The organism is Psychrobacillus sp. FSL K6-1464 (assembly GCF_038003145.1).
Classification (GTDB): domain Bacteria; phylum Bacillota; class Bacilli; order Bacillales_A; family Planococcaceae; genus Psychrobacillus; species Psychrobacillus psychrotolerans.
This window is the reverse complement of the sequence record NZ_JBBOOP010000001.1, coordinates 2326423-2349810: the sequence shown is the minus strand read 5'-3', so window position 1 is coordinate 2349810 and position 23388 is coordinate 2326423. Positions and strand designations below refer to the sequence as shown.

The 23388-nt window shown below is 35.9% G+C and carries 22 protein-coding genes and 1 tRNA gene; 20 read left to right on the top strand and 3 right to left on the bottom strand.

Features of this window, described 5'->3' with window-relative positions:
- Nucleotides 1-202: 202 nt before the first annotated feature.
- The 5 genes from MKX39_RS11875 to MKX39_RS11855 all read left to right on the top strand — a co-directional run bounded on the left by MKX39_RS11875 (nucleotide 203) and on the right by MKX39_RS11855 (nucleotide 4554).
- Nucleotides 203-946: a metal ABC transporter ATP-binding protein gene (locus MKX39_RS11875; protein WP_340769679.1), complete on the top strand. Its 744-nt coding sequence runs from the start codon at nucleotides 203-205 to the stop codon at nucleotides 944-946.
- Complete coding sequence (locus MKX39_RS11870) at nucleotides 946-1806, top strand: metal ABC transporter permease (protein ID WP_340771433.1); 861 nt, start codon at nucleotides 946-948, stop codon at nucleotides 1804-1806. The genes MKX39_RS11875 and MKX39_RS11870 overlap by 1 nt, the downstream gene beginning before the upstream one ends.
- A 22-nt stretch (nucleotides 1807-1828) precedes the next feature.
- The gene (locus MKX39_RS11865; RefSeq protein ID WP_340769678.1) at nucleotides 1829-2773 is read left to right on the top strand and encodes a metal ABC transporter solute-binding protein, Zn/Mn family; all 945 of its coding nucleotides are present in this window, start codon (nucleotides 1829-1831) and stop codon (nucleotides 2771-2773) included.
- Between the two features lie 124 nt (nucleotides 2774-2897).
- On the top strand, nucleotides 2898-3323 hold the full coding sequence (mntR, locus tag MKX39_RS11860) for a transcriptional regulator MntR (protein ID WP_340769677.1): 426 nt from the start codon (nucleotides 2898-2900) through the stop codon (nucleotides 3321-3323).
- 307 nt (nucleotides 3324-3630) lie between these two features.
- On the top strand, nucleotides 3631-4554 hold the full coding sequence (locus MKX39_RS11855; RefSeq protein WP_340769676.1) for an HNH endonuclease: 924 nt from the start codon (nucleotides 3631-3633) through the stop codon (nucleotides 4552-4554).
- Nucleotides 4555-4609: 55 nt separating this feature from the next.
- Here the strand turns inward: MKX39_RS11855 and MKX39_RS11850 are convergent.
- Nucleotides 4610-4683, bottom strand: a tRNA-Arg gene (locus MKX39_RS11850).
- 336 nt (nucleotides 4684-5019) lie between these two features.
- On the opposite strand from MKX39_RS11850, the gene MKX39_RS11845 reads away from it, so the two are divergent.
- Together MKX39_RS11845 and MKX39_RS11840 are read left to right on the top strand one after the other, a co-directional pair.
- Entirely contained in the window at nucleotides 5020-5253 is a 234-nt protein-coding gene (locus MKX39_RS11845) for a stress-induced protein, KGG, repeat-containing protein (protein WP_340769675.1), read from the top strand.
- A 175-nt stretch (nucleotides 5254-5428) separates the two neighbouring features.
- Nucleotides 5429-5986, top strand: coding sequence for an integrase (locus MKX39_RS11840; RefSeq protein ID WP_340769674.1), 558 nt, complete (start codon nucleotides 5429-5431; stop codon nucleotides 5984-5986).
- A gap of 69 nt (nucleotides 5987-6055) precedes the next feature.
- On the opposite strand, the gene MKX39_RS11835 is transcribed toward MKX39_RS11840, so the two are convergent.
- Nucleotides 6056-6799: an HAD-IIB family hydrolase gene (locus tag MKX39_RS11835; RefSeq protein ID WP_340769673.1), complete on the bottom strand. Its 744-nt coding sequence runs from the start codon at nucleotides 6797-6799 to the stop codon at nucleotides 6056-6058.
- Entirely contained in the window at nucleotides 6741-7991 is a 1251-nt protein-coding gene (locus MKX39_RS11830; protein WP_340769672.1) for a glycosyltransferase, read from the bottom strand. The genes MKX39_RS11835 and MKX39_RS11830 overlap by 59 nt, the downstream gene beginning before the upstream one ends.
- Nucleotides 7992-8141: 150 nt before the next feature.
- Here MKX39_RS11830 and MKX39_RS11825 point away from each other — a divergent pair, with 150 nt between their 5' ends.
- The 13 genes from MKX39_RS11825 to hemL all read left to right on the top strand — a co-directional run bounded on the left by MKX39_RS11825 (nucleotide 8142) and on the right by hemL (nucleotide 23374).
- Complete coding sequence (locus MKX39_RS11825; protein WP_340769671.1) at nucleotides 8142-9320, top strand: CDP-glycerol glycerophosphotransferase family protein; 1179 nt, start codon at nucleotides 8142-8144, stop codon at nucleotides 9318-9320.
- A gap of 76 nt (nucleotides 9321-9396) precedes the next feature.
- Nucleotides 9397-9573: a hypothetical protein gene (locus MKX39_RS11820; RefSeq protein ID WP_340769670.1), complete on the top strand. Its 177-nt coding sequence runs from the start codon at nucleotides 9397-9399 to the stop codon at nucleotides 9571-9573.
- 159 nt (nucleotides 9574-9732) lie between these two features.
- Nucleotides 9733-10725, top strand: a complete 993-nt coding sequence (locus tag MKX39_RS11815; RefSeq protein WP_340769669.1) for a hypothetical protein — start codon at nucleotides 9733-9735, stop codon at nucleotides 10723-10725.
- Nucleotides 10726-10861: 136 nt separating this feature from the next.
- Nucleotides 10862-12148, top strand: a complete 1287-nt coding sequence (gene tig / locus MKX39_RS11810) for a trigger factor (protein ID WP_340764498.1) — start codon at nucleotides 10862-10864, stop codon at nucleotides 12146-12148.
- A gap of 169 nt (nucleotides 12149-12317) precedes the next feature.
- Complete coding sequence (clpX, locus tag MKX39_RS11805) at nucleotides 12318-13586, top strand: ATP-dependent protease ATP-binding subunit ClpX (protein ID WP_093536975.1); 1269 nt, start codon at nucleotides 12318-12320, stop codon at nucleotides 13584-13586.
- 143 nt (nucleotides 13587-13729) lie between these two features.
- Nucleotides 13730-16048, top strand: coding sequence for an endopeptidase La (lon, locus tag MKX39_RS11800; RefSeq protein ID WP_340769668.1), 2319 nt, complete (start codon nucleotides 13730-13732; stop codon nucleotides 16046-16048).
- Between the two features lie 2 nt (nucleotides 16049-16050).
- Nucleotides 16051-16638 (top strand): ribosome biogenesis GTP-binding protein YihA/YsxC, encoded by a 588-nt coding sequence (gene yihA / locus MKX39_RS11795; RefSeq protein ID WP_093536977.1) that lies wholly within the window; start codon nucleotides 16051-16053, stop codon nucleotides 16636-16638.
- A 478-nt stretch (nucleotides 16639-17116) separates the two neighbouring features.
- A complete protein-coding gene (gene hemA / locus MKX39_RS11790; protein ID WP_093536978.1) occupies nucleotides 17117-18484 on the top strand; it encodes a glutamyl-tRNA reductase in 1368 nt (455 codons plus the stop codon).
- Between the two features lie 79 nt (nucleotides 18485-18563).
- Nucleotides 18564-19394, top strand: a complete 831-nt coding sequence (ccsA, locus tag MKX39_RS11785) for a cytochrome c biogenesis protein CcsA (protein WP_340769667.1) — start codon at nucleotides 18564-18566, stop codon at nucleotides 19392-19394.
- 18 nt (nucleotides 19395-19412) lie between these two features.
- The gene (hemC, locus tag MKX39_RS11780) at nucleotides 19413-20342 is read left to right on the top strand and encodes a hydroxymethylbilane synthase (protein WP_340762846.1); all 930 of its coding nucleotides are present in this window, start codon (nucleotides 19413-19415) and stop codon (nucleotides 20340-20342) included.
- Nucleotides 20335-21099 carry a uroporphyrinogen-III synthase gene (locus MKX39_RS11775; RefSeq protein WP_340762845.1) on the top strand — a complete coding sequence of 255 codons (765 nt, stop codon included), beginning with the start codon at nucleotides 20335-20337 and terminating at the stop codon, nucleotides 21097-21099. Before hemC ends, MKX39_RS11775 begins: the two co-directional genes overlap by 8 nt.
- Entirely contained in the window at nucleotides 21096-22079 is a 984-nt protein-coding gene (gene hemB / locus MKX39_RS11770; RefSeq protein ID WP_093536982.1) for a porphobilinogen synthase, read from the top strand. The genes MKX39_RS11775 and hemB overlap by 4 nt, the downstream gene beginning before the upstream one ends.
- Nucleotides 22079-23374 carry a glutamate-1-semialdehyde 2,1-aminomutase gene (gene hemL / locus MKX39_RS11765; protein ID WP_340769666.1) on the top strand — a complete coding sequence of 432 codons (1296 nt, stop codon included), beginning with the start codon at nucleotides 22079-22081 and terminating at the stop codon, nucleotides 23372-23374. The genes hemB and hemL overlap by 1 nt, the downstream gene beginning before the upstream one ends.
- The last annotated feature ends 14 nt before the right edge of the window (nucleotides 23375-23388 follow it).

The window sequence follows — 23388 nt, the reverse complement described above, 5'->3', positions numbered from 1 at the left end:
TTTTTTTAATATTAGTATTGGAGGAACTAATATGAGTTGAGCTTCATATACTTAAAAGATAAAAATGTACTTTCCAAACATCATTAACAAATAGTTTGCTTTTTTTTAGCTTAAAAGTTTCCTTCGGGAAAGAATATTGCGTAAAGAAAATTGCCCTTGTGCAAATTTCGAGTATTAAACATTAGCGTAGGAGGGGTTATTTGTGAAGACAGCCATTGCTGTAAAAGAATTATATGTGTCCTACTTCGGTAGCGAGGCTTTGAAAAATGTCAGTTTCACAGTTGAAGAAGGAAAGTTAGTAGGTATTATTGGACCAAATGGTGCAGGAAAGTCGACATTATTAAAAGCGTTATTAAACCTTATTCAAAAGGAAAAAGGTGAGGTTGCTATTCTAGGTAAGACGATTAAGGAAATGAGGACAAAAGTAGCTTATGTTCCACAACGAAGCAGCATTGACTGGGATTTTCCTATTACTGTTTTTGATACCGTGCTACTCGGCACATATCCAAAATTAGGTGTATTTAAACGTCCGAAGAAAATAGACAAAGCGTTTGTATATGAATGTTTGGAAAAAGTAGGAATGACAGAATTTCGCAATCGGCAAATTGGAGAACTCTCTGGTGGTCAACAACAAAGAGTGTTTCTTGCAAGAGCATTGGCACAAGAGCCTGAAATCTATTTACTTGATGAACCATTTGTTGGTGTCGATGTTACGAGTGAAGAAACGATTATATTGATATTGAAGCAACTTCGTGATCTAGGAAAAACCGTTGTTGTCGTTCATCATGATTTAAGAAAAGCCAAGGAATATTTCAATGAACTAATCCTTTTGAACAAAGAACTCATTGACTTCGGAGTGGTTGAGAAAGTTATTCGACCAGAAGTACTAGAAAAGGCTTATAACATTCAATTTTCCCCTTTGACAAATCTGGAGGCGGAAGCATGATAAATTTTATTGATGCACTTATGTATTATGGCTTTTTACAAAAAGCACTTACTACCTCCATTATGGTAGGTGTTATTTGCGGGGTAATCGGTTGTTTTATTATTTTGAGAGGGATGGCTTTGATGGGAGATGCGATTTCTCATGCCGTACTACCAGGTGTTGCGTTGTCCTATATGCTTGGTATTAACTTCTTTTTTGGAGCTGTATTTACCGGGGTGTTGACCTCACTTGGTATTGGTTTTATAGGTCAGAACAGTCGGATTAAAAATGATGTTTCTATTGGAATTATGTTCACTGCTGCATTTGCGTCTGGGATTATTATGATTACACTTATGAAAAGTAGTACGGATTTGTATCATATTTTATTCGGAAACGTCCTTGCGGTTCGACCATCGGAAATGTGGTCAACATTGCTTATCGGAATTTTTGTTTTAGTATGCGTGTATGCCTTTTACAAAGAACTGCTTGTCAGTTCGTTCGATTCAACTATGGCAGCGGCATATGGGTTACCAACAAGAGTTATTCATTATTTCTTAATGACACTTTTGACATTGGTGACAGTTGCTTCCCTCCAAACAGTTGGGATTGTGCTTGTTGTAGCAATGCTCATCACTCCAGCTGCGGCTGCATACTTGTTGACAAATCGTCTTTGGGTTATGCTCTACCTCTCGGCTGGTATCGGAGTGTTATCGTCCATATTAGGATTGTATTTCAGCTATACCTATAATTTAGCATCAGGTGCCGCAATAGTGCTTGCAGCCACAGCACTATTTATTCTTGCATTTGTATTTTCGCCAAAAAAAGGCTTGGTGTGGCGTGTTATTAAGAACATTAAAAAAAGAGAGATGCTATCTCGTTAATAATATAAAATGGAGGATATAGATGAAATTTTTTAAAATTTTACCATTTATTATGAGTCTTGCCTTGGTTTTCTTTCTTGCAGCCTGTGGAAAAGAATCCGTGAATTCAGTGAAAGATAAAAATGATAAAATTCACGTTATTGCTACTTACTCAATTATCTACGATATCGTGAAGAATGTTGGTGGAAATCATGTAGAAGTTCATACCTTGGCTCCAGTTGGTTCGAATCCACACGAATATGATCCACTTCCAAAGGATGTACAACTAACAACGGATGCAGATGCGGTTTTTTACAATGGTCTAAATTTAGAAGGAGGGAACTCCTGGTTTGAAAAGTTGTTGCTTACTGCAGGTAAAACGGGAATTGAGGCACCGGTATTTCGTTTAAGTGAAGGAGTAGAGCCGAAACATTTGACATCCAAGGGAAAAGAATCAGAAGAAGATCCGCATGCATGGTTAGATGTTCGTAATGGTATTAAGTATGCCCAGAATGTGAAAAATGGGTTGATAAAAGTCGACCCAGAACATGCCGATGTTTATGAAAAAAATGCGAAAGAATATATCTTGAAGCTGGAGAAACTACATCAGGAGGCTGTTAAACGTTTTAGTGAAATTCCCCAAGAGCAACGACTATTGATTACAAGCGAAGGGGCATTTAAATATTTCTCTGAAGCATATGGTTTTGAAGCTGCCTACATTTGGGAAATTAACGCAGAAAACCAAGGGTCACCTGAGCAAGTAAAGGCTGTTGTTGATTTTATCCGTTCGAAAACAAACCCTGTCTTATTTGTTGAAACAAGTTTAGACCCTCGTAGCATGGAAATGGTTTCTAATGAAACCGGAGTACCGATTTTTGGGAAGATTTTTACTGACTCCATTGGTAAACCAGGGGAGGACGGAGACACCTATATAAAAATGATGGAATGGAATATTGATATTATTTTAAGTGGATTAACAGAAAAATAAGAAATAAGCATATGAAAATATATTGATATGATTTCAGTACAAGGGACAATTAATTTATAGTTTCAAAAAGAAATCATACAATAGAGTGAAATTTTGATGGTGCAATTGTAAAGGAGGGCCTGTATTGCCGACACCTAGCATGGAGGATTATCTTGAAGAAATTTATTTGCTCATCGAAAGTAAGGGCCACGCGCGAGTTTCAGATATAGCCGAGGCTATGTCGGTTAATCCTTCATCAGTCACAAAAATGGTTCAAAGACTCGATAAAGGGGGATATTTAGTCTACGAAAAATATAAACCCTTAATATTAACTCTAAAAGGAACCGATATGGGGAAACGTCTAGTACACCTACACGAATTGTTAGAAAGATTTTTAAGGATTATTGGGGTTAATGAAGAAAATATATATAAGGATGTTGAAGGAATCGAGCATCATATGAGTAAGGGTTCTATAATAAAAATTGAAAATCTTGTTCAATATTTCGAAGAAGATTCCACACGACTAGAAGAGCTGAATGAGATTAGGAAGATATCAGATTTTACTCAATAAGCTCTGTAGCTTTAATATTCCGATAGAACAAAATGCCCAGTTATTTCTGGGTTAAAAGTACTCGATTAAAATGTTGCACATTATATAAGAAGTACTGGTTTATTAGGAAGGGATTATGTCAGGGCTTCGGTCCAAGCGACTTGAACCCTTTTTTTATTTCTAAGATTTTATAAAAAGTAACTCAATCATAGTCAAAATGCTATAATTGGATTAAGAATCTATTGAAATGAAATGATGTACATTAAGAATAATAACGGGTTTTACTGTGAGATTTGAATCGGACTGTATTATAGGGAGTGTAGAATAAATGCAAAGCTTTGTTGTCATGCAAGGAGAAACATATCAAGTGGAAAGAGAACTAGGTATTATCACATCTCCACAAAAAGATAGTGGAGGCCAAGAACCTCATTCTTGGCTAAGGATGAAGGAGATAGACGTCGGGGACAGAATCTTTCATTATGTCAAAGGTTATATTGTGGCAATTAGTGTGGCTAAAACGGATTGTCATGTAATATCTAAAACGTTAGATATAGAAAGTCAAAAGAACAAGAACACGTCTGATAACGACTATCTAGTAGAGCTGGATTACTATGAATTAGAAGAGCCTCTAAATGTACTATCAAACTTCCGTGAGATATCACCACTTCTTCCGATTAAGTATTCACCTTTTCAACAAGATGGTAATGGAAACCCAGGCTATTTATATCCATGTAATGAGCAACTTGTAATAAAATTACTAGAACTTATTAGTGATCTGAACATATACCGTGTAGATGTGGAGCAACTGGAATTAGCCATTGGAACTGTACGTCGAACCGAGCATAATAACTTTATTCCTATGATTGCGGAAATGGAATCTGAAGTTAAATTAATGATTCGAAAAGGTCATGAAAAGTTTAGGAAAGACTTATTACCATTATGGGCGAATAAATGTGCTTTGTGCGATATTGAATTACCTATTTTACTTCAAGCAAGTCACTCTAAACCATGGAAAGATAGTACTCATATTGAAAGGATAAATCCTTTTAATGGTATACTCCTTTGTTGTAATCATGATGCTTTATATAGTAAAGGATATATTGCATTCGATGGACAAGGCAGATTACATATATCCTCCTCCATTCCAGAAGAAGATTATTTCATATACAATATCTCACCTAAAAAGAAAATTGCTCGATATGAAGAGAACAAGCCATATTTCAAGTGGCATCTAAAGAATATATTTAGTTAGAAAAAAAGAAGTCCAATTTTGGACTTCTTTTTTTGTTATTGCATTTATTATTGTATGTCCCAGGAGGGATTCGAACCCCCGACCGACGCCTTAGAAGGGCGTTGCTCTATCCAGCTGAGCTACTGAGACCTGTATTACCCAAATAGGGTACATGATTATTGTACTTATGTATTTAAGATTCGATCATACTAATTTACGCACCGAAATTACCTACCTTCGTATCTTATCACCAAAACCATTTTGAGGGAAGTAATTTTTTAAAAAAGTAGTAAATTACCGCATTATCATTGGATGGAGGAAAAAATGGGACTACAATGCCTCCGAAGAAAGACCTCTATTGATAGAACCTTAACTTTCATAAGATATGTCCAATAAAATAAGAATTTTAGGTTTAATTCATTTCTATATGGGAATGTAAAGAGTGAGCCTAAAAAACTCGAAAATATTAAAGGAGGAATTATAAAAATGCCAAACAACCAGGACAATCGCAACAAAAACAGTAATCCAAATTGGTCAGTTAATGATGCGGGACATAACGGCGGGGAAGCAACCTCCAATAATCAAGACTATAAGTTTTATGAAGAATTAGGTCGTAAGGGCGGAGAAGCTCGGAAAAGACCAATGGAGATTGATGATAGTGTTTTTGAAGAAGCTGAAAGAGAAAACAAACAAAGAGATGCAGACAAATATAACCTTTAATAATCATAATTATTGAAATTGAAAATACAATTTAGGCGATGCACAAAGTCCATTTGGCTTTGTGCATTTTTATATTTTCTTAAACTTTTCAATTGAAATTAGAATCCTATTGTTCTATAGTGTATCTTGTTGAAAGAGTAAAACCAAACAGAGCAAGGAGCAGTTAAAAAGATATATGTTAAACAGATACACTAATGATTATATAAAAGAGATTATCCAATACATTATGACAACGGCTAATATTAATCTGGAAATTAGACCGGACGAATCTGGTATAAATATGAGTTACAATTTCATTGGACACTATATAGGTGTCGATTTTACGCGCTTAATAAGTGCCTGGGAAGAAATGGATGCGCCTCTTTCCTTGGATTCATATATAAAAACATTAACAATTCATGAATTAGGCCATGCAGTGGATCGAGCTGCACTACTTGAATCATTGGAGCGGACAATTGAAATCTTTCGAACTAAAAATAGTAATTTAGCGAGTGAAATCTATAACGATAGAGAATTACTTAGTATGTTAATGGAAGAACATGAGATGAATATTATATTTGAAGAGACAGCGTGGATGAATGCTGAACGACTTAACGCAGACTTTAATTTTGTAGATCATTCTACTTTAAGTAACGTAAGGAAACATAGTTTAACAACTTATCAAAGGTTATATTTAGCGGATTTAAAACGATACGAGATTCTGTCAGAAAACCAAGACGTAAAAACTGCATAGTTAAAAGGCAATCCTAAGTATCGTTTTGGGATTGCCTTTTTTCATATATTTTAAAAATTGCTCGGCTAGCTATAGAATACTTTCTGTTTCGTTAGTTTCATAAAAGTGTGCCCATGCTTCCTGGATGCCAGCCGCGTAGTTTTGGGTTGCCTTAAATAGCTTGCTGTGATTTTTTATATTTGCTAGTTCTGGTTGAGCGTTGCCGACTACCACTGACGGATAACCTAAGGAAAGCATCTCAAGATCATTACCGGAATCACCTGCGACTAATACTTGAACTTCTTTGCAGGCGAAATTGTTAAGTACATATATGAGGGCATTTCCTTTTCCGCTATTCTCAGGAAGGATATCTACATCTCGATTCGAGCTATAGACTAGCTTGTGTGGAATGTTTTTCGCATTTAATCTTGCTTCGAATTTCTGAACAACTTCATAATCGTTATTTACTGTAAAAGAAATTCGGTCAGTATTTGGCAGTGCCTGCTTTTTTAGAGAGGGGAAATCCCCCGATAGTTTAAGGATTTCATCTGGTTGCCAATTAATACGCATTTGTTGCTGCCAATCTTTATCTATTTTAAGCATTGGGGATGTATAAATAGCTGTCCCTAAGTCAGTAATTAATATATCTGGTGTTGGTAACTCTTCCGAGGCAATTAGCGAAAGGGCAGAGTTTAAATGTCTACCTGTAATATAAACTAAGGATATGTCTTGAAATGACTCGTTATAGTAATGCAAAAGCCTTTGCAGGGCTGCCTTATCCCCAACTAGTGTACCGTCGAGATCTGTTGCTAACATATATAATTTTCTTTTCATCTAATAATACCTCATATAATCTTTCCATCTTATTTACAATTGATCCCCAACTAAATTCTTTGTTTGCAAACATTGCTGCTTGTTTACCTAGTTTTTCAGTGTATAAATTATTCGTTAATATTGTTGTCATTGCTTTAGTCAAATCAGTTTCGTTGGCTTTTTGAATATGAAGACCGGTTACGCGATCTTTTACTATGTTAGAAAGACCACCTACATTTGAAGCAATGACTGGACGCCCACATGCTTGTGCTTCGGCTGCTACCATACCGAATGACTCATAAAAAGAAGGAACTACGACTGCTGATGCATGCTGAAAAAGCGTAGCAAGCTGGTTTTGTGTTTTAGATCCAATAAATTCAATTTTGTTTTCTAACCCTTTAATTGCATTGCGTAGTTTTAAATCCTTCGGAAGTTTGGTTGAGGTACTAATACTGGAAGAATCTCCTCCCGCAATTATTAGCTTCGTTAAAGGGTTTATATCGTTAGACTCTACTAGTGCTCTGAACGAATTAATCAGTGTATAAATACCTTTCGTAGTTTGTAATCTGCCTGCAAAAGCGAAGTATGGTGCTGTTGTTCCTTGAAGTTGCGACCTTTTAGGGTGAAAAGCAGGATGGACTCCTATTGAAATTATAGAAATAGGTGAAGGATTATTAACGAAATTTGATATAAGTTGTTCTTCATTTTTTGTAGTAGCTACTATAGCATCTGCCGAAGTTAAGATCATTTTCTCCGTAGAGAGGCGAATAGTATCTAAAATTCCAGTTGCTTGCTGTTTGGCAATGCCTAGCGAATGATTTGTATGAATCCAAGGGATATTATATTCTGCTTTAATATAAGAACCTAGGAGACCTGATAACCAATAATGGGTGTGTAAAATATCATAAGAAGAGATCGAGATAGTCTCTTTTATTTCTTCATAAAAAGAAGGAAGTATTTGGAACATTTCATTTTTAGGTACATACCTACGATGACCTGCTGTAATACGAATAACTCTGCTAGAATGGCCAAACTTCTCTACTTGAGGACTTTTTGGATTTGACCAGTGTGTTATAACGTCTACTTGGTTACCAAGTTTTTCAAGAGCCAATGCTAGTTGTTTAACATAATTGTTTTGTCCCCCCGCTTGTTCACTGCCTAGAGGAGCTAATGGATCTCCGTGATCAGAAATAAATAGTATTTTTTTTAACATTAGAATTTCCCCTTTCTTTCTAGTACTAAATAATTAATAGATTAGTGGATTACTATTCCTTTTTTTCTGATAACTTAAACATCTAAATTGTTTAATAAAGAAATATTTTGGGGATTAAGAAAGAAAGATGACAATAAGGGGAGATAATTGATGGAGCTTAAGAAGAAAGAAAGATTTGAAAATATCTCTACTTTTCTAAAAGTAGTATTTGCGTTTGGTCTATCTAAATTAATAAGGAAAAAGTCGGATAGAAAAATTGTCCTTGTAGGAGGAAATTTAGGAGAAAAATATGAAGACAATGCTTCTGTCTTTCACCGATATCTAGTAGAAAACTATCAAAAGGAGTTGGATATTCATTGGATGTATGATCCTTCTACTACATACGTTCGCAAACTAAATATACCCAATGCTGTTAAATTAGGAACTCTAAAAAATTACTTACTATTTTTTAGAGCAGACCATACGATACATGGACATTCACTTTCATTTGATATTGCACCATCTATCGATAAATACATATTTTTCAACAGAAAAACAATCATGACTCATATTAGTCATGGTATTGAAGGGTTTAAGAAAATACTTATTCAAGAGGAAGATATACCTTTACTATCCCGATGCAATTATTTCAATTGTGTATCAGAGTATGAGAAAGGCATTAAGTTAAAGGAGTGGGGGATACCAGAGGAGAAACTCTTAGTAACGGGAATGGCTCGATTTGATAATTATGAATATAATAGCCCAGCGAGTCGTGTGGAAAATGTTCTCATCATGTTTACATGGAGGGAATGGTTATTCGATCTTTCAGAAGAAGACTTTTTAAGTAGTGATTATTTTAAAAAAACGGTGGAAGTTCTTTCTGATAATCATTTATTAGCTCTGTTCGAAAATCGACAAGTAAAAGTGAAAGTAGTCCTTCACCCGTTTATGAAAAAATTTGAACAATATTTCACTAAAATGCAAACACCTGCAACAAATATTAAGTTTTATAGTTTCGATGAAATTTCCATTGGAAATGAAATGAAAGAAGCTGATATGCTTCTCACTGACTATTCTAGTATTGCATGGGATTTTTTATATATGAACAAACCCATTATCTTTTTTACTTTTGATCAAAAAGAGTATTTGAACATGCGTGGTTCTTATATCGATCTAGACAAGGACTTATTTGGCTATAAAGCCGACACGACTGAGGAAGTTAAAAAATATATGGATCTGATTCTAATAGATGGACATTCAACAAATCCCTACTTCAAAGAGGGGACACGGTTTTTAGATTATTTTGATCAAAGAAGCTGTGAAAGACTAGCAAGCCAATTATTTAAATAAAAGTTTATAACTCAAAATACAGGGAATCTACTAGATATAATCATTTATTAATTTTGTAAAAAGGAGAGAATAAAAAATGACTAACCAAGACCGTAAAATACGAAACGATGAAGATCCAAACACTACTCAAGAACAGCCAAGCAAAATTGAAGAAATAGATAAAAGAAAAGAAAAAGAACATGAAAAGCAAGAAGATGGAAACTACAAAGAAGACACAATTAGTACACAAGAAGATAGTAATTTACGACGATAATATAGGTGTTAAAAAGAGATGCTCCTGATCACTTGCCGATTAGGCGCATTTCTTTGTTCTATTCAAAATTTCTATAAGATTGTATCGGTGTATCTAGAATAAATGATATAGTGTATATAATCGAGTACATACATAAGCTAGTGAAGGCGGCGAATTATAATGAAAAAAAAGAATCATCCCATTATGAAGGATGAAAACGTCATTTTATTCCCTGGAATGATAGAAAATTATGTTGAAAAGGGACTTAAATTTGCGGAAGAGAATAACTTTATGGAAGCGGTCTCTTGTTTTGACGAGGCTAACAAATATAAGGAACTGAGTGACATGGTCCAAAGTGTCTACATTTTATCTTTGCTAGAAACAGGAAGAGCTAAAGACGCCAAGAAAATATGTGAAACTCTTTATGAAAAAAAGTCTCCTTTTTTTGAACAGGTTATAGAATTATATTTGACAATATTACTTGACCTAAAAGAATACAATCAGTTAAACGAAGTATTAGATGGATTAATGAAGGATTCTACCTATACTTTTCAGCAGAAGAAAAATTTTAAACAGCTTAAAGAACTAAGCATCAAGATGTTATCAGACACAACCTTCTCAGTAGATGAAGAGGTCCACACTCAAATGGACAACGACCAGTTTAAATTAGTGAACTTTAAAGAACTACCTTATGGACAACAAGAACAATTATTACAAATGGCATTCCAAACAGATGTAATGGTTATATCGAATGATATCATTACAATCATCGAAAGCTCTGATATCATTCCTACTATTAAATCACTAGCTCTTTTACTTCTTGGAGCAGCGGGAGTAGAAAATGAGGTTACCGTAGAAAAGTTCGGGTTTAAGGAAACGGTTATTCCGACAGCACCTCCAGAAAGCACTGCGGTTGATCGAGTAGAATCTATCAAACAATATATCGAGAACTCCTTATCCAAAGATCCTACTAAGCTTGAAATGACCTTGGAAATGGTTCATCGCCATGCATATACCTTGTTTCCGTTTGACTGGGTAGGATATACTAATGAAACAGTAGCCAATAAATACATGGAATATATAGATGCATTATTTGGGAATAGTGAATTGGAGCCTGATGAGTTCTTTCAGTTACTCATTGAACTGGAAAAATCAGTAGAAGTTTTGAGTTAGGAATAATGTTGAAACTCTATTCATCTATGCTATAATATACAAGTTGTCAATATAATTAGTGAAAAACTGCGCTGTATAAGTATATGCAGGGTGCTAAATTATTGTAAATTATTATTTGGAGGTAGAATATATGTCAATGGATCAGACTGTAAAATGGGAAAAACAAGAAGGTAATAATGGTTTATTAACTGTAGAAGTTACTGCACAAGAAGTATCAAAAGGATTGGATCAAGCCTTTAAAAAAGTAGTTAAACAAATTAACGTACCAGGTTTCCGTAAAGGGAAAATGCCTCGTCAAATGTTCGAAAAAATGTATGGTGTGGAATCATTATTCCAAGAAGCTTTAGATATTATCTTGCCACATGCATATGGCCATGCTGTTGAAGATGCTGGAATTGATCCAGTAGACCAACCAGAAATCGATATCGTAACAATGGAAAAAGGACAACCTTTAGTATTCACTGCTAAAGTTGTTGTAAAACCAGAAGTAACTCTAGGAGACTATAAAGGTCTTGAAGTAACTAAACTAGAAGAAACTGTTACTGATGAAGAAATCGACGAGCAATTAAAAAGTAATCAAACTCGTTTAGCTGAATTAGTAGTAAAAGAAGATGCAATCGTTGATGGCGATACTGCAGTAATCGACTTCGAAGGATTCGTTGATGGAGAAGCTTTTGAAGGTGGAGCAGGAACAGATTATCCACTAGAAATCGGTTCTAATTCTTTCATTCCTGGTTTCGAAGAACAATTAGTTGGTGCTAAAACTGGAGATGCAAAAGATGTTGAAGTAACATTCCCAGAAGAATACCATGCTGCTGAGTTAGCAGGGAAATCTGCTACATTTAAAGTAACTGTTAAAGAAGTTAAAGGTAAAGAATTACCTGAACTTAATGATGACTTTGCTAAAGAAGTAGATGCTGAAGTAGAAGGTATCGACGCTTTACGTACTAAACTAAAAGAAGCAACTGCTGAAGAGAAAAAACAATTAGCTGCTCAAACACTACGTGATACATTAGTAGAAGCTGCTGCAGAAAATGCAACAATTGATATTCCTGAAGCAATGATCAAATCTGAAACGGACCGCATGTTACAAGAATTTGGTCAACGTTTAGAGCAACAAGGTATGAACTTAGATCTTTACTATCAATTCTCTGGTCAAGACGAAGAAGCATTACGTACTCAAATGACAGAAGATGCTAAAAGTCGCGTAAAAGTTTCATTAACACTTGAAGCAATTGCTAAAGAAGAGAAAATTGAAGCAACTGAAGAAGATATCGATGCAGAACTAGAAAAAATGAGCGCACAGTTCAATATGAAGCTTGAAGATATTAAACGTGCACTTGGTGGTACAGACGTTCTTGCAAATGACTTACGTTTCCAAAAAACAGTTGAATTCTTAGTGGAAAACGCTAAAATTTCTTAATTTTAAATTCATACGTTGTTAATACTAATAGAACAAGGTACAGCATTCAGAACTGTGCCTTGTTCTATCATATACATAGATTTTTCAATATTAAAAACATACTTAAACGTATTATTTGATTACTTGATGAGAATCTTGTAACATAATTGCTTGAATAGGGGTGAATATTTTGTTCAAATTCAATGATGAAAAAGGGAACTTAAAATGTTCTTTTTGTGGTAAACCACAAGAACAAGTTCGTAAGCTAGTAGCAGGACCAGGCGTATATATTTGTGATGAATGTATCGACCTTTGTTCTGAAATTGTAGAAGAAGAGCTAGGAATTGAAGAAGAAGTAGAGTTTAAAGAAGTTCCAAAACCAAAAGAAATATTAGCTATATTAGATGAATATGTAATTGGACAAGAACGAGCAAAAAAATCACTTGCAGTTGCAGTTTATAACCATTACAAACGCATTAATTCCAATAGTGTCATTGACGAAGTAGAATTAGCTAAATCAAATATAGTATTAATAGGTCCAACTGGTAGTGGTAAAACATTGCTAGCCCAAACACTTGCAAGAATTCTTAACGTACCATTTGCAATTGCAGATGCAACTTCGTTAACAGAAGCAGGATATGTAGGGGAAGATGTTGAGAATATCCTTTTAAAACTAATTCAATCAGCTGATTATGATATCGAACGTGCTGAAAAAGGAATTATATATATAGATGAAATTGATAAAGTAGCTCGTAAATCAGAGAATCCTTCTATTACACGAGACGTTTCTGGTGAAGGTGTACAACAAGCACTTCTAAAAATATTAGAGGGTACTGTTGCAAGCGTACCACCACAAGGCGGCCGTAAGCATCCGCACCAAGAGTTCTTACAAATTGATACAACGAATATTCTTTTCGTTGTGGGTGGAGCTTTTGACGGCATCGAACAAATTATCAAACGTCGTTTAGGTGAAAAAGTTATTGGTTTCGGAGCTGATCCGAACAAAGTAGAAGTTGCTGAAGGTTCAGTACTTTCGCAATTAATACCAGAGGATCTATTGAAATTTGGTTTAATACCAGAATTCATCGGACGTCTGCCAGTACTTGCAAGCTTAGAGCAGTTAGATGTGAGCGCATTAGTTCAAATTCTAACAGAGCCAAAAAATGCTCTTGCTAAGCAATATCAAAAAATGATTGAGTTGGATAATGTGAAGTTAACATTTGAAGATGATGCATTGATAGCTATTGCTAAAGAGGCAATTGAACGTAAAACTGGTGCTCGTGGTCTACGTTCAATCATTGAAAACATCATGCTAGATGTAATGTTTGAATTGCCATCTAGAGATGACATTGTCGAATGTATCATAACGAAAGAATCTATTACAGATAAGGCCAAACCTAAGTTATTATTAGAGGATGGTACAGAATTAGATAAAGATAATGAAAAAACATCGGCTTAATTAGCCATTGAAAAAGCTGGCTTCCATCTGCGCGTGCTTAGCGCATGCAAGGATGTCAGCTTTTTCAACTTCAAAGGAACTTTTTTTATAACAAGCATTATTGATGAAACTACGGACAGAATAAGTTGGAGGTGACTACCCAAATGACTAAAGAAAATAAAGTATTTTATCCAGTGTTGCCTCTTAGAGGCTTACTTGTTTATCCTACGATGATTTTACATATAGACGTAGGACGTGAACGTTCTATAGCTGCACTCAACGAGGCGATGATTCGAGAGGAAAAGTTATTTCTATCTGTTCAAAGAGATATGACCATCGAAAAACCTGATATGGAAGATCTGTATGATGTAGGTATCATTGCAAAAGTAAAACAAATGGTGAAATTGCCAAACGGTACAATGCGGGTTTTAGTAGAAGGATTACAACGTGGTATTTGGGATGATTTTAATCATCTTGATACATTCGACGAAGTTGCAGTTACTGCATTTATTGAGCCAAAAAAAGTGGATCAAGAAGACGAGGCACTTATGCGTACGCTAGTACATAATTTTGAAAAGTATTCAAAATCATCTAAGAGTGTCTCCGAAGAAACGTTCAATTCAGTAACTGATATTGAAGAACCAGGTCGTTTGGCGGATATGGTAGCTTCACATCTGCCATTGAAAATTTCTGGTAAACAAGAAATATTAGAAATAATGGATGTAAAAGAACGTTTAGAATGGTTAATAAGTCGTTTATACAATGAACAAGAAATATTAGACTTGGAAAAGAAGATTAATACACGAGTCAAAAATGCGATGGAAAGAACACAAAAAGAGTTCTATCTTCGTGAACAGATGAAAGCGATTCAAACCGAACTTGGCGATAAAGAAGGTAAAACCGGGGAAGTAGCGGAACTCAAAAAGCGTATTGAAGCAGCAGGTTTACCTGAAGATACAAAAAAGAATGTGTTAAAAGAATTAGATCGCTATGAAAAACTTCCTACGCAGGCTCCAGAAAGTGGGGTTATACGTAACTATATCGATTGGATCGTTTCTATTCCTTGGTCTAAATCAACGGAAGATCAGTTAGATATAAAGCGTTCTGAAAAAATATTGGATAGAGATCACGATGGATTAGAATCTGTCAAAGAGCGTGTGTTAGAGTATTTGGCTGTTAGACAGTTAACTAAATCTTTAAGAGGTCCAATTCTTTGTTTAGCAGGTCCTCCAGGTGTTGGTAAAACTTCCTTGGCAAAATCCATTGCGGAGTCTTTAGGGCGTAACTTTGTACGTATCTCACTTGGTGGTGTTCGAGATGAATCGGAAATTCGTGGACATCGAAGAACCTATGTAGGTTCAATGCCAGGTCGCATTATTCAAGGGATGAAAAAAGCAGGAACGATTAACCCGCTGTTTTTACTGGATGAAATCGATAAAATGTCGAATGACTTCCGAGGAGATCCTTCCGCTGCGATGCTAGAAGTATTAGATCCTGAACAAAATAATTCATTTAGTGATCATTATATCGAAGAGACATACGATCTTTCAAATGTTCTTTTCATCGCTACTGCAAATGATTTAAGTACTATTCCTGGGCCTTTACGTGATCGTATGGAGATTATCTCCATTGCTGGTTACACGGAGTTAGAAAAGCTCTCTATCGCAAAGAATCATTTATTGCCTAAACAGTTAAAAGAGCATGGTTTAACAAAAGGTCAACTACAACTGAAAGACGATGCTTTACTAGATGTAGTCCGACATTATACAAGAGAAGCGGGAGTCCGTAGTTTAGAGCGAGTACTTGCAAATCTCTGTCGTAAAGCTGCTCTTCAAATTGTTTCAGGTGATAAAAAGAGAGTTTCCATTACAACGAAAAATCTTGAAAACATTATCGGTAAACGCAAATTTAGGTATGGTCAAGCGGAAACAGAGAACCAAATAGGGGTAGCAACAGGGCTAGCTTACACTACTGTTGGTGGTGATACTCTTCAAATTGAGGTTTCGTTATCTGCGGGAACTGGCAAGCTCCAATTGACTGGTAAGCTAGGTGATGTGATGAAGGAATCTGCGCAGACTGCATTATCTTATGTACGTTCAAAAGCAGAAGAGTTTGGAATTGATCCTACATTTTATAAAAACAAGGATATCCATATTCACGTTCCGGAGGGTGCTGTTCCGAAGGATGGACCTTCAGCAGGAATTACTATAGTTACAGCTCTTGTTTCTGCATTGTCTAAGCGACCTATTAAACGTGAAGTAGGTATGACAGGAGAAGTAACGCTTAGAGGTAGAGTATTACCGATTGGCGGTTTAAAAGAAAAGACACTAAGTGCACATCGTGCAGGTTTGACGACTATTATTTGTCCGGCAGACAACGAGCGCGATATTGAAGATATACCAGAAAGTGTTCGCGAAGTATTGACGTTCCATTTTGTTTCCGATGCTGAAGAGGTGCTTCAACTGGCTCTAGAGGAGGCATAATTATGAAAATTCATAATGTAGAATTATTAATCAGTGCAGTAAGACCAGCGCAATATCCAGAGGGTGATTTACCTGAAATAGCTTTAGCTGGACGGTCGAATGTAGGGAAATCATCTTTTATCAATAAGATGATTGGTCGAAAAAGTATGGCCCGAATTTCATCTAAACCAGGTAAAACACAAACATTGAACTTTTACAAATTGGAAGAGTCTTTAATATTTGTCGATGTACCTGGTTACGGTTATGCTAAAGTATCGAAAACAGAACGTGCTGCTTGGGGTAAAATGATTGAAACTTATTTTACCTCTCGCAACATTTTAAAAGCAGTTGTTTTAATAGTGGATTTAAGACATCCACCTACAGGTGATGACTGCATGATGTATGATTTCCTAAAGCACTATAATATTCCTTGTATTGTTATTGCTACAAAGGCTGACAAAATTCCTAAAGGGAAATGGGATAAGCATAAAAAGATAGTGAAAGATGAACTGCAAATGGATAAAACAGATCCATTAATTGTTTTTTCTTCTGACACTGGTTTAGGTTTCGATGCAGCTTGGGCTGAGATTGAAAGTAGAATTTTAGACTAAGACTACTTCCGGTTAATGGATAGTATAGTAACTATCTTTATAAATAATAGTATTGAATTTTAGTGAGTGAGTTCTTGAGCGATATATGTCGATCAAGGACTTGCTTTTTTAAGGACATTAAAAGCAACCAAAAGATACCTTGGTTGTTTCACCTAACATTAAGATAGAGAACTTAAATGGCATAGATCTACCTAATTGGAATTTCTACCTTATTAAGTTCTTTATGAAAGTACATAGATGAAAGATTAAAAACTATCCATTCAGGGAATACCAAGCTTACATTCGTTTATATTGTTTGAATTGTCCTACTTTTATTATTTGAATCAGAATGTTTGAATTGACGAATATTGTTTGTTATTATTAATTTATAATAATTCTAAATAAGATTTCATACGTTGTTCACAAATAAGCAAGGAACTAGCGTGAAGCTATGATATAATTGGATTAATGAATTGAACGTGAAGGGGAGACCTATTCCATGCATACAATCGTGGTTGGTGTCAATTATCGTACTGCTCCTGTCGAAATTCGGGAGAAACTGTCGTTTGTAGAAGCGGAGTTACCTAATGCGATGCAGGCACTACAAGACCAAAAAAGTATATTAGAAAATGTCATCGTATCTACTTGTAACCGTACGGAAATCTACGCTACTGTAGATCAACTTCATACGGGTAAATACTATGTAAAGCAATTTTTAGCGAATTGGTTTGATATTCCGTTAGAAAGTTTATCTACCTATTTATTTGTTCACGAGGATGACCAAGCGAATAATCATTTGTTCCGCGTTACAGCGGGCATCGATTCGATGGTACTTGGGGAAACACAAATATTAGGACAAGTGAAGAAAAGCTTCCTAAATGGACAAGAAAACGGAACTACAGGAACTGTTTTCAACCAATTATTTAAACAGGCAGTTACGTTTGCCAAACGTGCACATGCAGAGACTGCAATTGGAGAAAACGCTGTTTCCGTTTCTTATGCAGCAGTAGAGCTAGGGAAGAAAATATTTGGTTCTCTAAATCATAAGCACGTCGTAATTTTAGGTGCTGGGAAAATGGGCGAGCTTGCGATCCAAAATCTTCATGGTAGCGGAGCTGAAAAGGTAACGGTGATTAATCGTACTTTTGAGAAAGCGAAGGAGCTTGCTTCTAAGTTTGACGGCAATGCTAAACCGATGGACGAGCTTCAATGTGCATTATTAGAAGCTGATATCCTTATCAGTTCAACTGGTTCAACTGAATTTGTAATTGATCTTGAACTAATGCAATTTGTAGAGCGTCTTCGTAAAGGGAAGCCTTTGTTCATGGTAGATATAGCTGTACCACGTGATTTAGATCCACGTATTGGCGACCTTGCTAATGTGTTCTTGTATGATATTGATGATTTACAAGGAATCGTGGAAGCTAACTTAGCTGAAAGAGAACGTGCTGCTCAGCAGATTAATCTCATGATCGAAACGGAAATTGAACAGTTTAATGACTGGGTAACGACGCTTGGAGTAGTACCTATTATTTCTGCTTTACGTCAAAAAGCGAATACGATTCAGTCTGAAACTATGGCGTCAATTGAAAACAAAATGCCTAATTTAACGGATCGTGAACGTAAAATATTAAATAAGCATACTAAATCAATTGTCAATCAGCTATTAAAAGAACCAATTTTACAAGTAAAAGAATTATCAGTAGCAAAAGATCCTGCTGCACAGCTTCAACTATTCCAACAAATCTTTGGTATAGAAGAAGATGTACAAAAGGAAGTTGCTATGCAAGCAGAAAAAGCAAAAATCAATTTAAAGCAAACTTTAATGGATTCGCAAAATTTAAAAGAGAATTTATTATATAACTAAGTAAAGGAGGCGTTTTAATATCTGTATGGAGACAAATAGATATTACAAACGCCTTTTTACTATGTAAAAGGAGAATAACATGACTGATCTGACGATGACAAGGCTTCATGAGATTATGGTCATTCTTCAAGCTATAAGCCTTGTCTTTTACTTTATAGATTACTTACAAAAGGATCAACGAGCACATCGGTTAGCTGTATGGTTGCTTTTTGCGGTTGGTACATTACAAACAATATTTTTAGTTATGTATATGGTGGAGATGAAGCGTTTTCCAATTCTTTCGTTGTTTGAAGGGATATACTTTTATGCTTGGCTCATCATTATGCTTTCGCTTGTTTTACAGTTAGTATTTAGATTGGACCTTCCAGCATTCTTTATGAATTTGATTGGGTTTATTTTTATGACGATACATACGTTTGCACCAAATCCGATGTCTCAATCGTTAGTAGGAGATAACCTTAAATCGGAATTATTATTCATCCATATTATGTTTGGATTATTAGCTTATACAGCTTTTGCTTTATCATTTGTTTTTTCGACATTATACTTAATCTTATATAAAGTGCTAAAACAAAAAAAATGGACAAAACAATTCACGCGATTGCCTTCACTGCAACAAGCTGCAAACGGAATGAGTCTGTCCATTTTAACAGGAATTCCATTATTGTTTGTAAGTTTAGTTCTTGGGTTAGAATGGGCATATATATCATTAGAGGGTTTTCCACTTTATGATATAAAGATAGTCAATTCTTTTATAGTGTTAGTGATTTATATTCTTGTTTTATTGATAAGAAAGTCAGCAAAGATTATAGGGACAAATTATGCTTGGATACATATTTATGCCTTTCTATTTGTTTTGATAAATTTCTTATTAGGTAGTCGATTATCACAATTCCATATTTGGTATTAAAGAAGGGAAGCGGCATTTTTGCGTAAAATTATTGTAGGATCTAGACGAAGTAAGTTAGCATTAACTCAAACAAATTGGTTCATTCAACAGATGAAAGATATGGGGGCACCTTTTGAGTTTGAAGTGAAAGAGATTGTGACAAAGGGTGACCAAATTTTAAATGTTACGCTTTCTAAAGTTGGAGGTAAGGGACTTTTTGTAAAAGAAATAGAACAAGCTCTTTACGACAAAGAGATCGATTTTGCAGTGCATAGTATGAAAGATATGCCATCTGAATTACCTGAAGGTTTAGTAATGGGATGTATTCCAAAACGTGTGGACGAACGGGATGCCTTTATATCTACAGGACATGTGAAATTCGCTGATCTTCCAACAGGAGCGGTAGTAGGAACAAGTAGTTTGAGAAGAAGTGCTCAGCTATTGTTGTTAAGACCAGATATCGAGATTAAATGGATTCGTGGTAATGTAGAGACACGTTTGAAAAAATTGCAAGATGGCGAGTATGATGCGATTATTTTAGCTGCAGCAGGTTTAAAACGTTTAGGCTGGAGCGATGAGGTCGTTACAGAATACTTAACTACGGAGGATTGCATCCCAGCAGTTGGACAAGGGGCTCTAGGTATTGAATGTCGCGCAGATGATCAAGAATTAATCGATGAGCTTGGCAAACTATCTGACCGTGACACATGGGTTGCAATAGAAGCAGAGCGTGCATTTTTATCTGCAATGGACGGTGGATGTCAAGTGCCAATCGCAGGCCATGCAACAATTAGTGATGGTAAAATTACGATGACTGGACTAATTGCAGCGCCGGATGCATCCGTTGTATTCAAAGAAGTATTAACTGGAATGGATGCAGCTAGACTTGGGAAAGAACTTGCAAGTATTATGACCGAACAAGGAGCATACGATTTAATCCAACAAGTGAAGGCCGATTTGAATGTCTAATAAAACTCCTTTGATAGGCGAGAATGTCATTTTTACGGGCATTCTTAGATCAACGGAAGCATCAGATCTTGTGAAAAGATTTGGTGGGAATGCAGTTATTGCTCCGATGATTGCTACAAAGGAAATAGTTAGTTCTCATGATTTGAGCCTTTTACAGAGTTGTAACTTATATGATTGGCTTATCTTTACTAGTCAAAGTAGTGTAAAGGCATTTCATTCGAAAATGGTAAAATACCAACTAGATGCCAGTTTTTTTACAGCTAAAATTGCAGTAGTTGGTACAAAAACTGCAAGTGCCATTGAAGACTTAGGTCTTTCAGTCAATTTTACTCCTACTATATTTAGTGCAGATGTTTTTGTGCAGGAGTTTCCGGAAGTTGTATCCTCCACTGCGCGATGCTTATTTGTTAAAGGAAATCTTGCGAAAGATACAATAAAAAATGGTCTGTCCAATCATGTACAGGAATGGACTATTTATGAAACAGTTGAGTTAGAGGAAAACAAAGAAAAAGTGGAGAATCTATTAAAGAACAGCGAAAAATGTTCTATTATCTTCACAAGTCCTTCTACCGCCGAAGTGTATCATCGCAGTATTGGGGCTTCCTTTGGGTATAATCATACAACTGTATGTGCAATTGGCCATATTACCAAGAATTATTTAGAATCTATGAATGTAACTGTGCAGGTTATGCCAGAAACTTATACCTTAAAAGATGTAATTGTTAAATTAGCGGAATGGAAAGGAAGAGTGCAATGACTGAATTATTTTTTCAACGTCATCGTCGTTTAAGACAATCAGCTGGAATTCGAGCAATGGTTAAGGAAACTTATTTACATAAGGAAGATTTAATCTATCCTATATTCGTAATGGAAGGCGAGAATATTAAAAACGAAGTATCTTCAATGCCAGGCGTTTTCCAATTCTCTCTTGACCGTTTAAATGAGGAAGTAGATGAAGTAGTAGACTTAGGAATTCCATCTGTTATTTTATTTGGGCTACCTGCGGAAAAAGATGCAGTTGGATCTGGGGCTTATCATAATCACGGAATTGTACAAGAAGCAATTCGTCAAATTAAAGCGCGTCATCCGCAATTAATAGTAATAGCAGATACTTGCCTATGTGAATTTACAGACCACGGACATTGTGGAGTAGTAGATGAAAACGAACGTATTTTAAATGATCCTTCGCTTGATTTGTTAGCAAAAACTGCTATAAGCCAAGCAGAAGCTGGCGCAGATATTATTGCTCCATCCAATATGATGGACGGCTTTGTAGCTGCAATTCGCCTTGGTTTAGATGAAGCAGGGTATAAGGATATACCAATCATGTCTTATGCGGTAAAATATGCATCGGCATATTACGGACCCTTCCGTGAAGCAGCAGACGGAGCACCAAAATTCGGTGACCGCAAAACGTATCAAATGGATTATTCTAATCGTATGGAAGCAATACGTGAAGCTTCATCCGACGTACAAGAGGGAGCAGATTTCCTAATTGTAAAACCAGCATTAGCATACTTAGATATTATTCGTGATGTAAAAAATACATTTGCTACACCGATTGTTGCTTACAATGTATCTGGAGAATATGCAATGGTAAAAGCAGCGGCAATTAATGGCTGGATCAACGAAAAAGAAACAGTGCTTGAAACACTAACAGGAATGAAACGTGCAGGAGCAGATATGATCTTAACCTATCATGCTAAAGATGTTGCCCGTTGGTTGGAGGGGAAATAATGACAAAATCATATGAGCAGTCTAAACAGGCATTTACAGAAGCAAAAGAACTAATGCCCGGTGGCGTAAATAGCCCCGTACGTGCGTTTAAATCCGTCGATATGGATCCTATTTTCATGGAGAGTGGAAAAGGTGCAATTATTAAAGATATCGATGGCAATGAATATATAGACTACGTTTTATCATGGGGACCACTTATTTTAGGGCATACGGAACCAAATGTTGTGAAAGCAATTCAACAGGTTGCAGAAACAGGGACAAGCTTTGGTGCTTCTACCTTAATCGAAAATAAATTAGCTAAACTAGTAATGGATCGTGTTCCGTCCATCGAGATGGTTCGAATGGTTTCTTCTGGTACGGAAGCAACGATGAGTGCACTTCGTTTAGCTCGTGGTTTTACTGGTCGCAACAAAATTTTGAAATTTGAAGGTAGTTATCATGGTCATGGAGATAGCTTACTGATAAAAGCGGGATCTGGTGTTGCAACACTAGGTTTACCTGATAGTCCTGGTGTTCCGGAGTCAGTGGCTAAAAATACAATAGCCGTACCTTTTAACGATTTAGAAAGCGTTCGTCATGTCTTTGAAAACTTTGGAGACGACTTGGCAGCTGTAATCGTAGAGCCTGTAGCAGGTAATATGGGTGTTGTTCCTCCAGTAGAAGGATTCTTAGAAGGATTACGCGAACTAACGGAGAAAAACGGAACGGTATTAATCTTTGATGAAGTGATGACCGGTTTCCGTGTAGGGTATAACTGTGCACAAGGCTATTATGGTATTACACCTGATTTAACTTGTTTAGGCAAGGTAATAGGTGGAGGACTTCCTGTAGGGGCATTTGGCGGTAAACGTGAAATCATGGAAATGATTGCACCAGCTGGGCCAGTTTATCAAGCAGGTACATTATCAGGTAATCCTTTAGCTATGACAGCTGGTTACGAGACATTAACACGTTTAAATGAACAAACATATGATTATTTTATCGAGCTAGGGGATATACTTGAAAAAGGGTTCCGAGAAGCAGCGACAAAATATAATATTCCGCATACAGTGAATCGTGCAGGTTCAATGATCGGTTTCTTCTTAACAAATGAAGATGTGGTAAACTTTGATACAGCGAAAACGTCTGATTTAGAATTATTCGCTAAGTATTTCCGTCTTATGGCAGAAGAAGGAATTTATTTACCACCTTCTCAGTTTGAAGGATTATTCCTCTCCAGTGCACATACTGTAGAGCATATAGAAAAAACAATTCAAGCATTCCATACAGTATTTGAAAAACTTGCGATGAACTAAATAGCAATTGGAGC

Bases quoted from the DNA above. Each gene is read 5' to 3' on its own strand.
- MKX39_RS11845 (WP_340769675.1), top strand. From the start codon at position 5,020: ATGCCAAACAACCAGGACAATCGCAACAAAAACAGTAATCCAAATTGG.
- hemB (WP_093536982.1), top strand. From the start codon at position 21,096: ATGACTGAATTATTTTTTCAACGTCATCGTCGTTTAAGACAATCAGCT.
- MKX39_RS11865 (WP_340769678.1), top strand. From the start codon at position 1,829: ATGAAATTTTTTAAAATTTTACCATTTATTATGAGTCTTGCCTTGGTT.
- MKX39_RS11835 (WP_340769673.1), bottom strand. From the start codon at position 6,799: ATGAAAAGAAAATTATATATGTTAGCAACAGATCTCGACGGTACACTA.
- MKX39_RS11855 (WP_340769676.1), top strand. From the start codon at position 3,631: ATGCAAAGCTTTGTTGTCATGCAAGGAGAAACATATCAAGTGGAAAGA.
- hemL (WP_340769666.1), top strand. From the start codon at position 22,079: ATGACAAAATCATATGAGCAGTCTAAACAGGCATTTACAGAAGCAAAA.
- hemA (WP_093536978.1), top strand. From the start codon at position 17,117: ATGCATACAATCGTGGTTGGTGTCAATTATCGTACTGCTCCTGTCGAA.
- MKX39_RS11830 (WP_340769672.1), bottom strand. From the start codon at position 7,991: ATGTTAAAAAAAATACTATTTATTTCTGATCACGGAGATCCATTAGCT.
- MKX39_RS11820 (WP_340769670.1), top strand. From the start codon at position 9,397: ATGACTAACCAAGACCGTAAAATACGAAACGATGAAGATCCAAACACT.
- lon (WP_340769668.1), top strand. From the start codon at position 13,730: ATGACTAAAGAAAATAAAGTATTTTATCCAGTGTTGCCTCTTAGAGGC.
- MKX39_RS11840 (WP_340769674.1), top strand. From the start codon at position 5,429: ATGTTAAACAGATACACTAATGATTATATAAAAGAGATTATCCAATAC.
- MKX39_RS11825 (WP_340769671.1), top strand. From the start codon at position 8,142: ATGGAGCTTAAGAAGAAAGAAAGATTTGAAAATATCTCTACTTTTCTA.
- ccsA (WP_340769667.1), top strand. From the start codon at position 18,564: ATGACTGATCTGACGATGACAAGGCTTCATGAGATTATGGTCATTCTT.
- tig (WP_340764498.1), top strand. From the start codon at position 10,862: ATGGATCAGACTGTAAAATGGGAAAAACAAGAAGGTAATAATGGTTTA.
- yihA (WP_093536977.1), top strand. From the start codon at position 16,051: ATGAAAATTCATAATGTAGAATTATTAATCAGTGCAGTAAGACCAGCG.
- MKX39_RS11815 (WP_340769669.1), top strand. From the start codon at position 9,733: ATGAAAAAAAAGAATCATCCCATTATGAAGGATGAAAACGTCATTTTA.
- MKX39_RS11775 (WP_340762845.1), top strand. From the start codon at position 20,335: ATGTCTAATAAAACTCCTTTGATAGGCGAGAATGTCATTTTTACGGGC.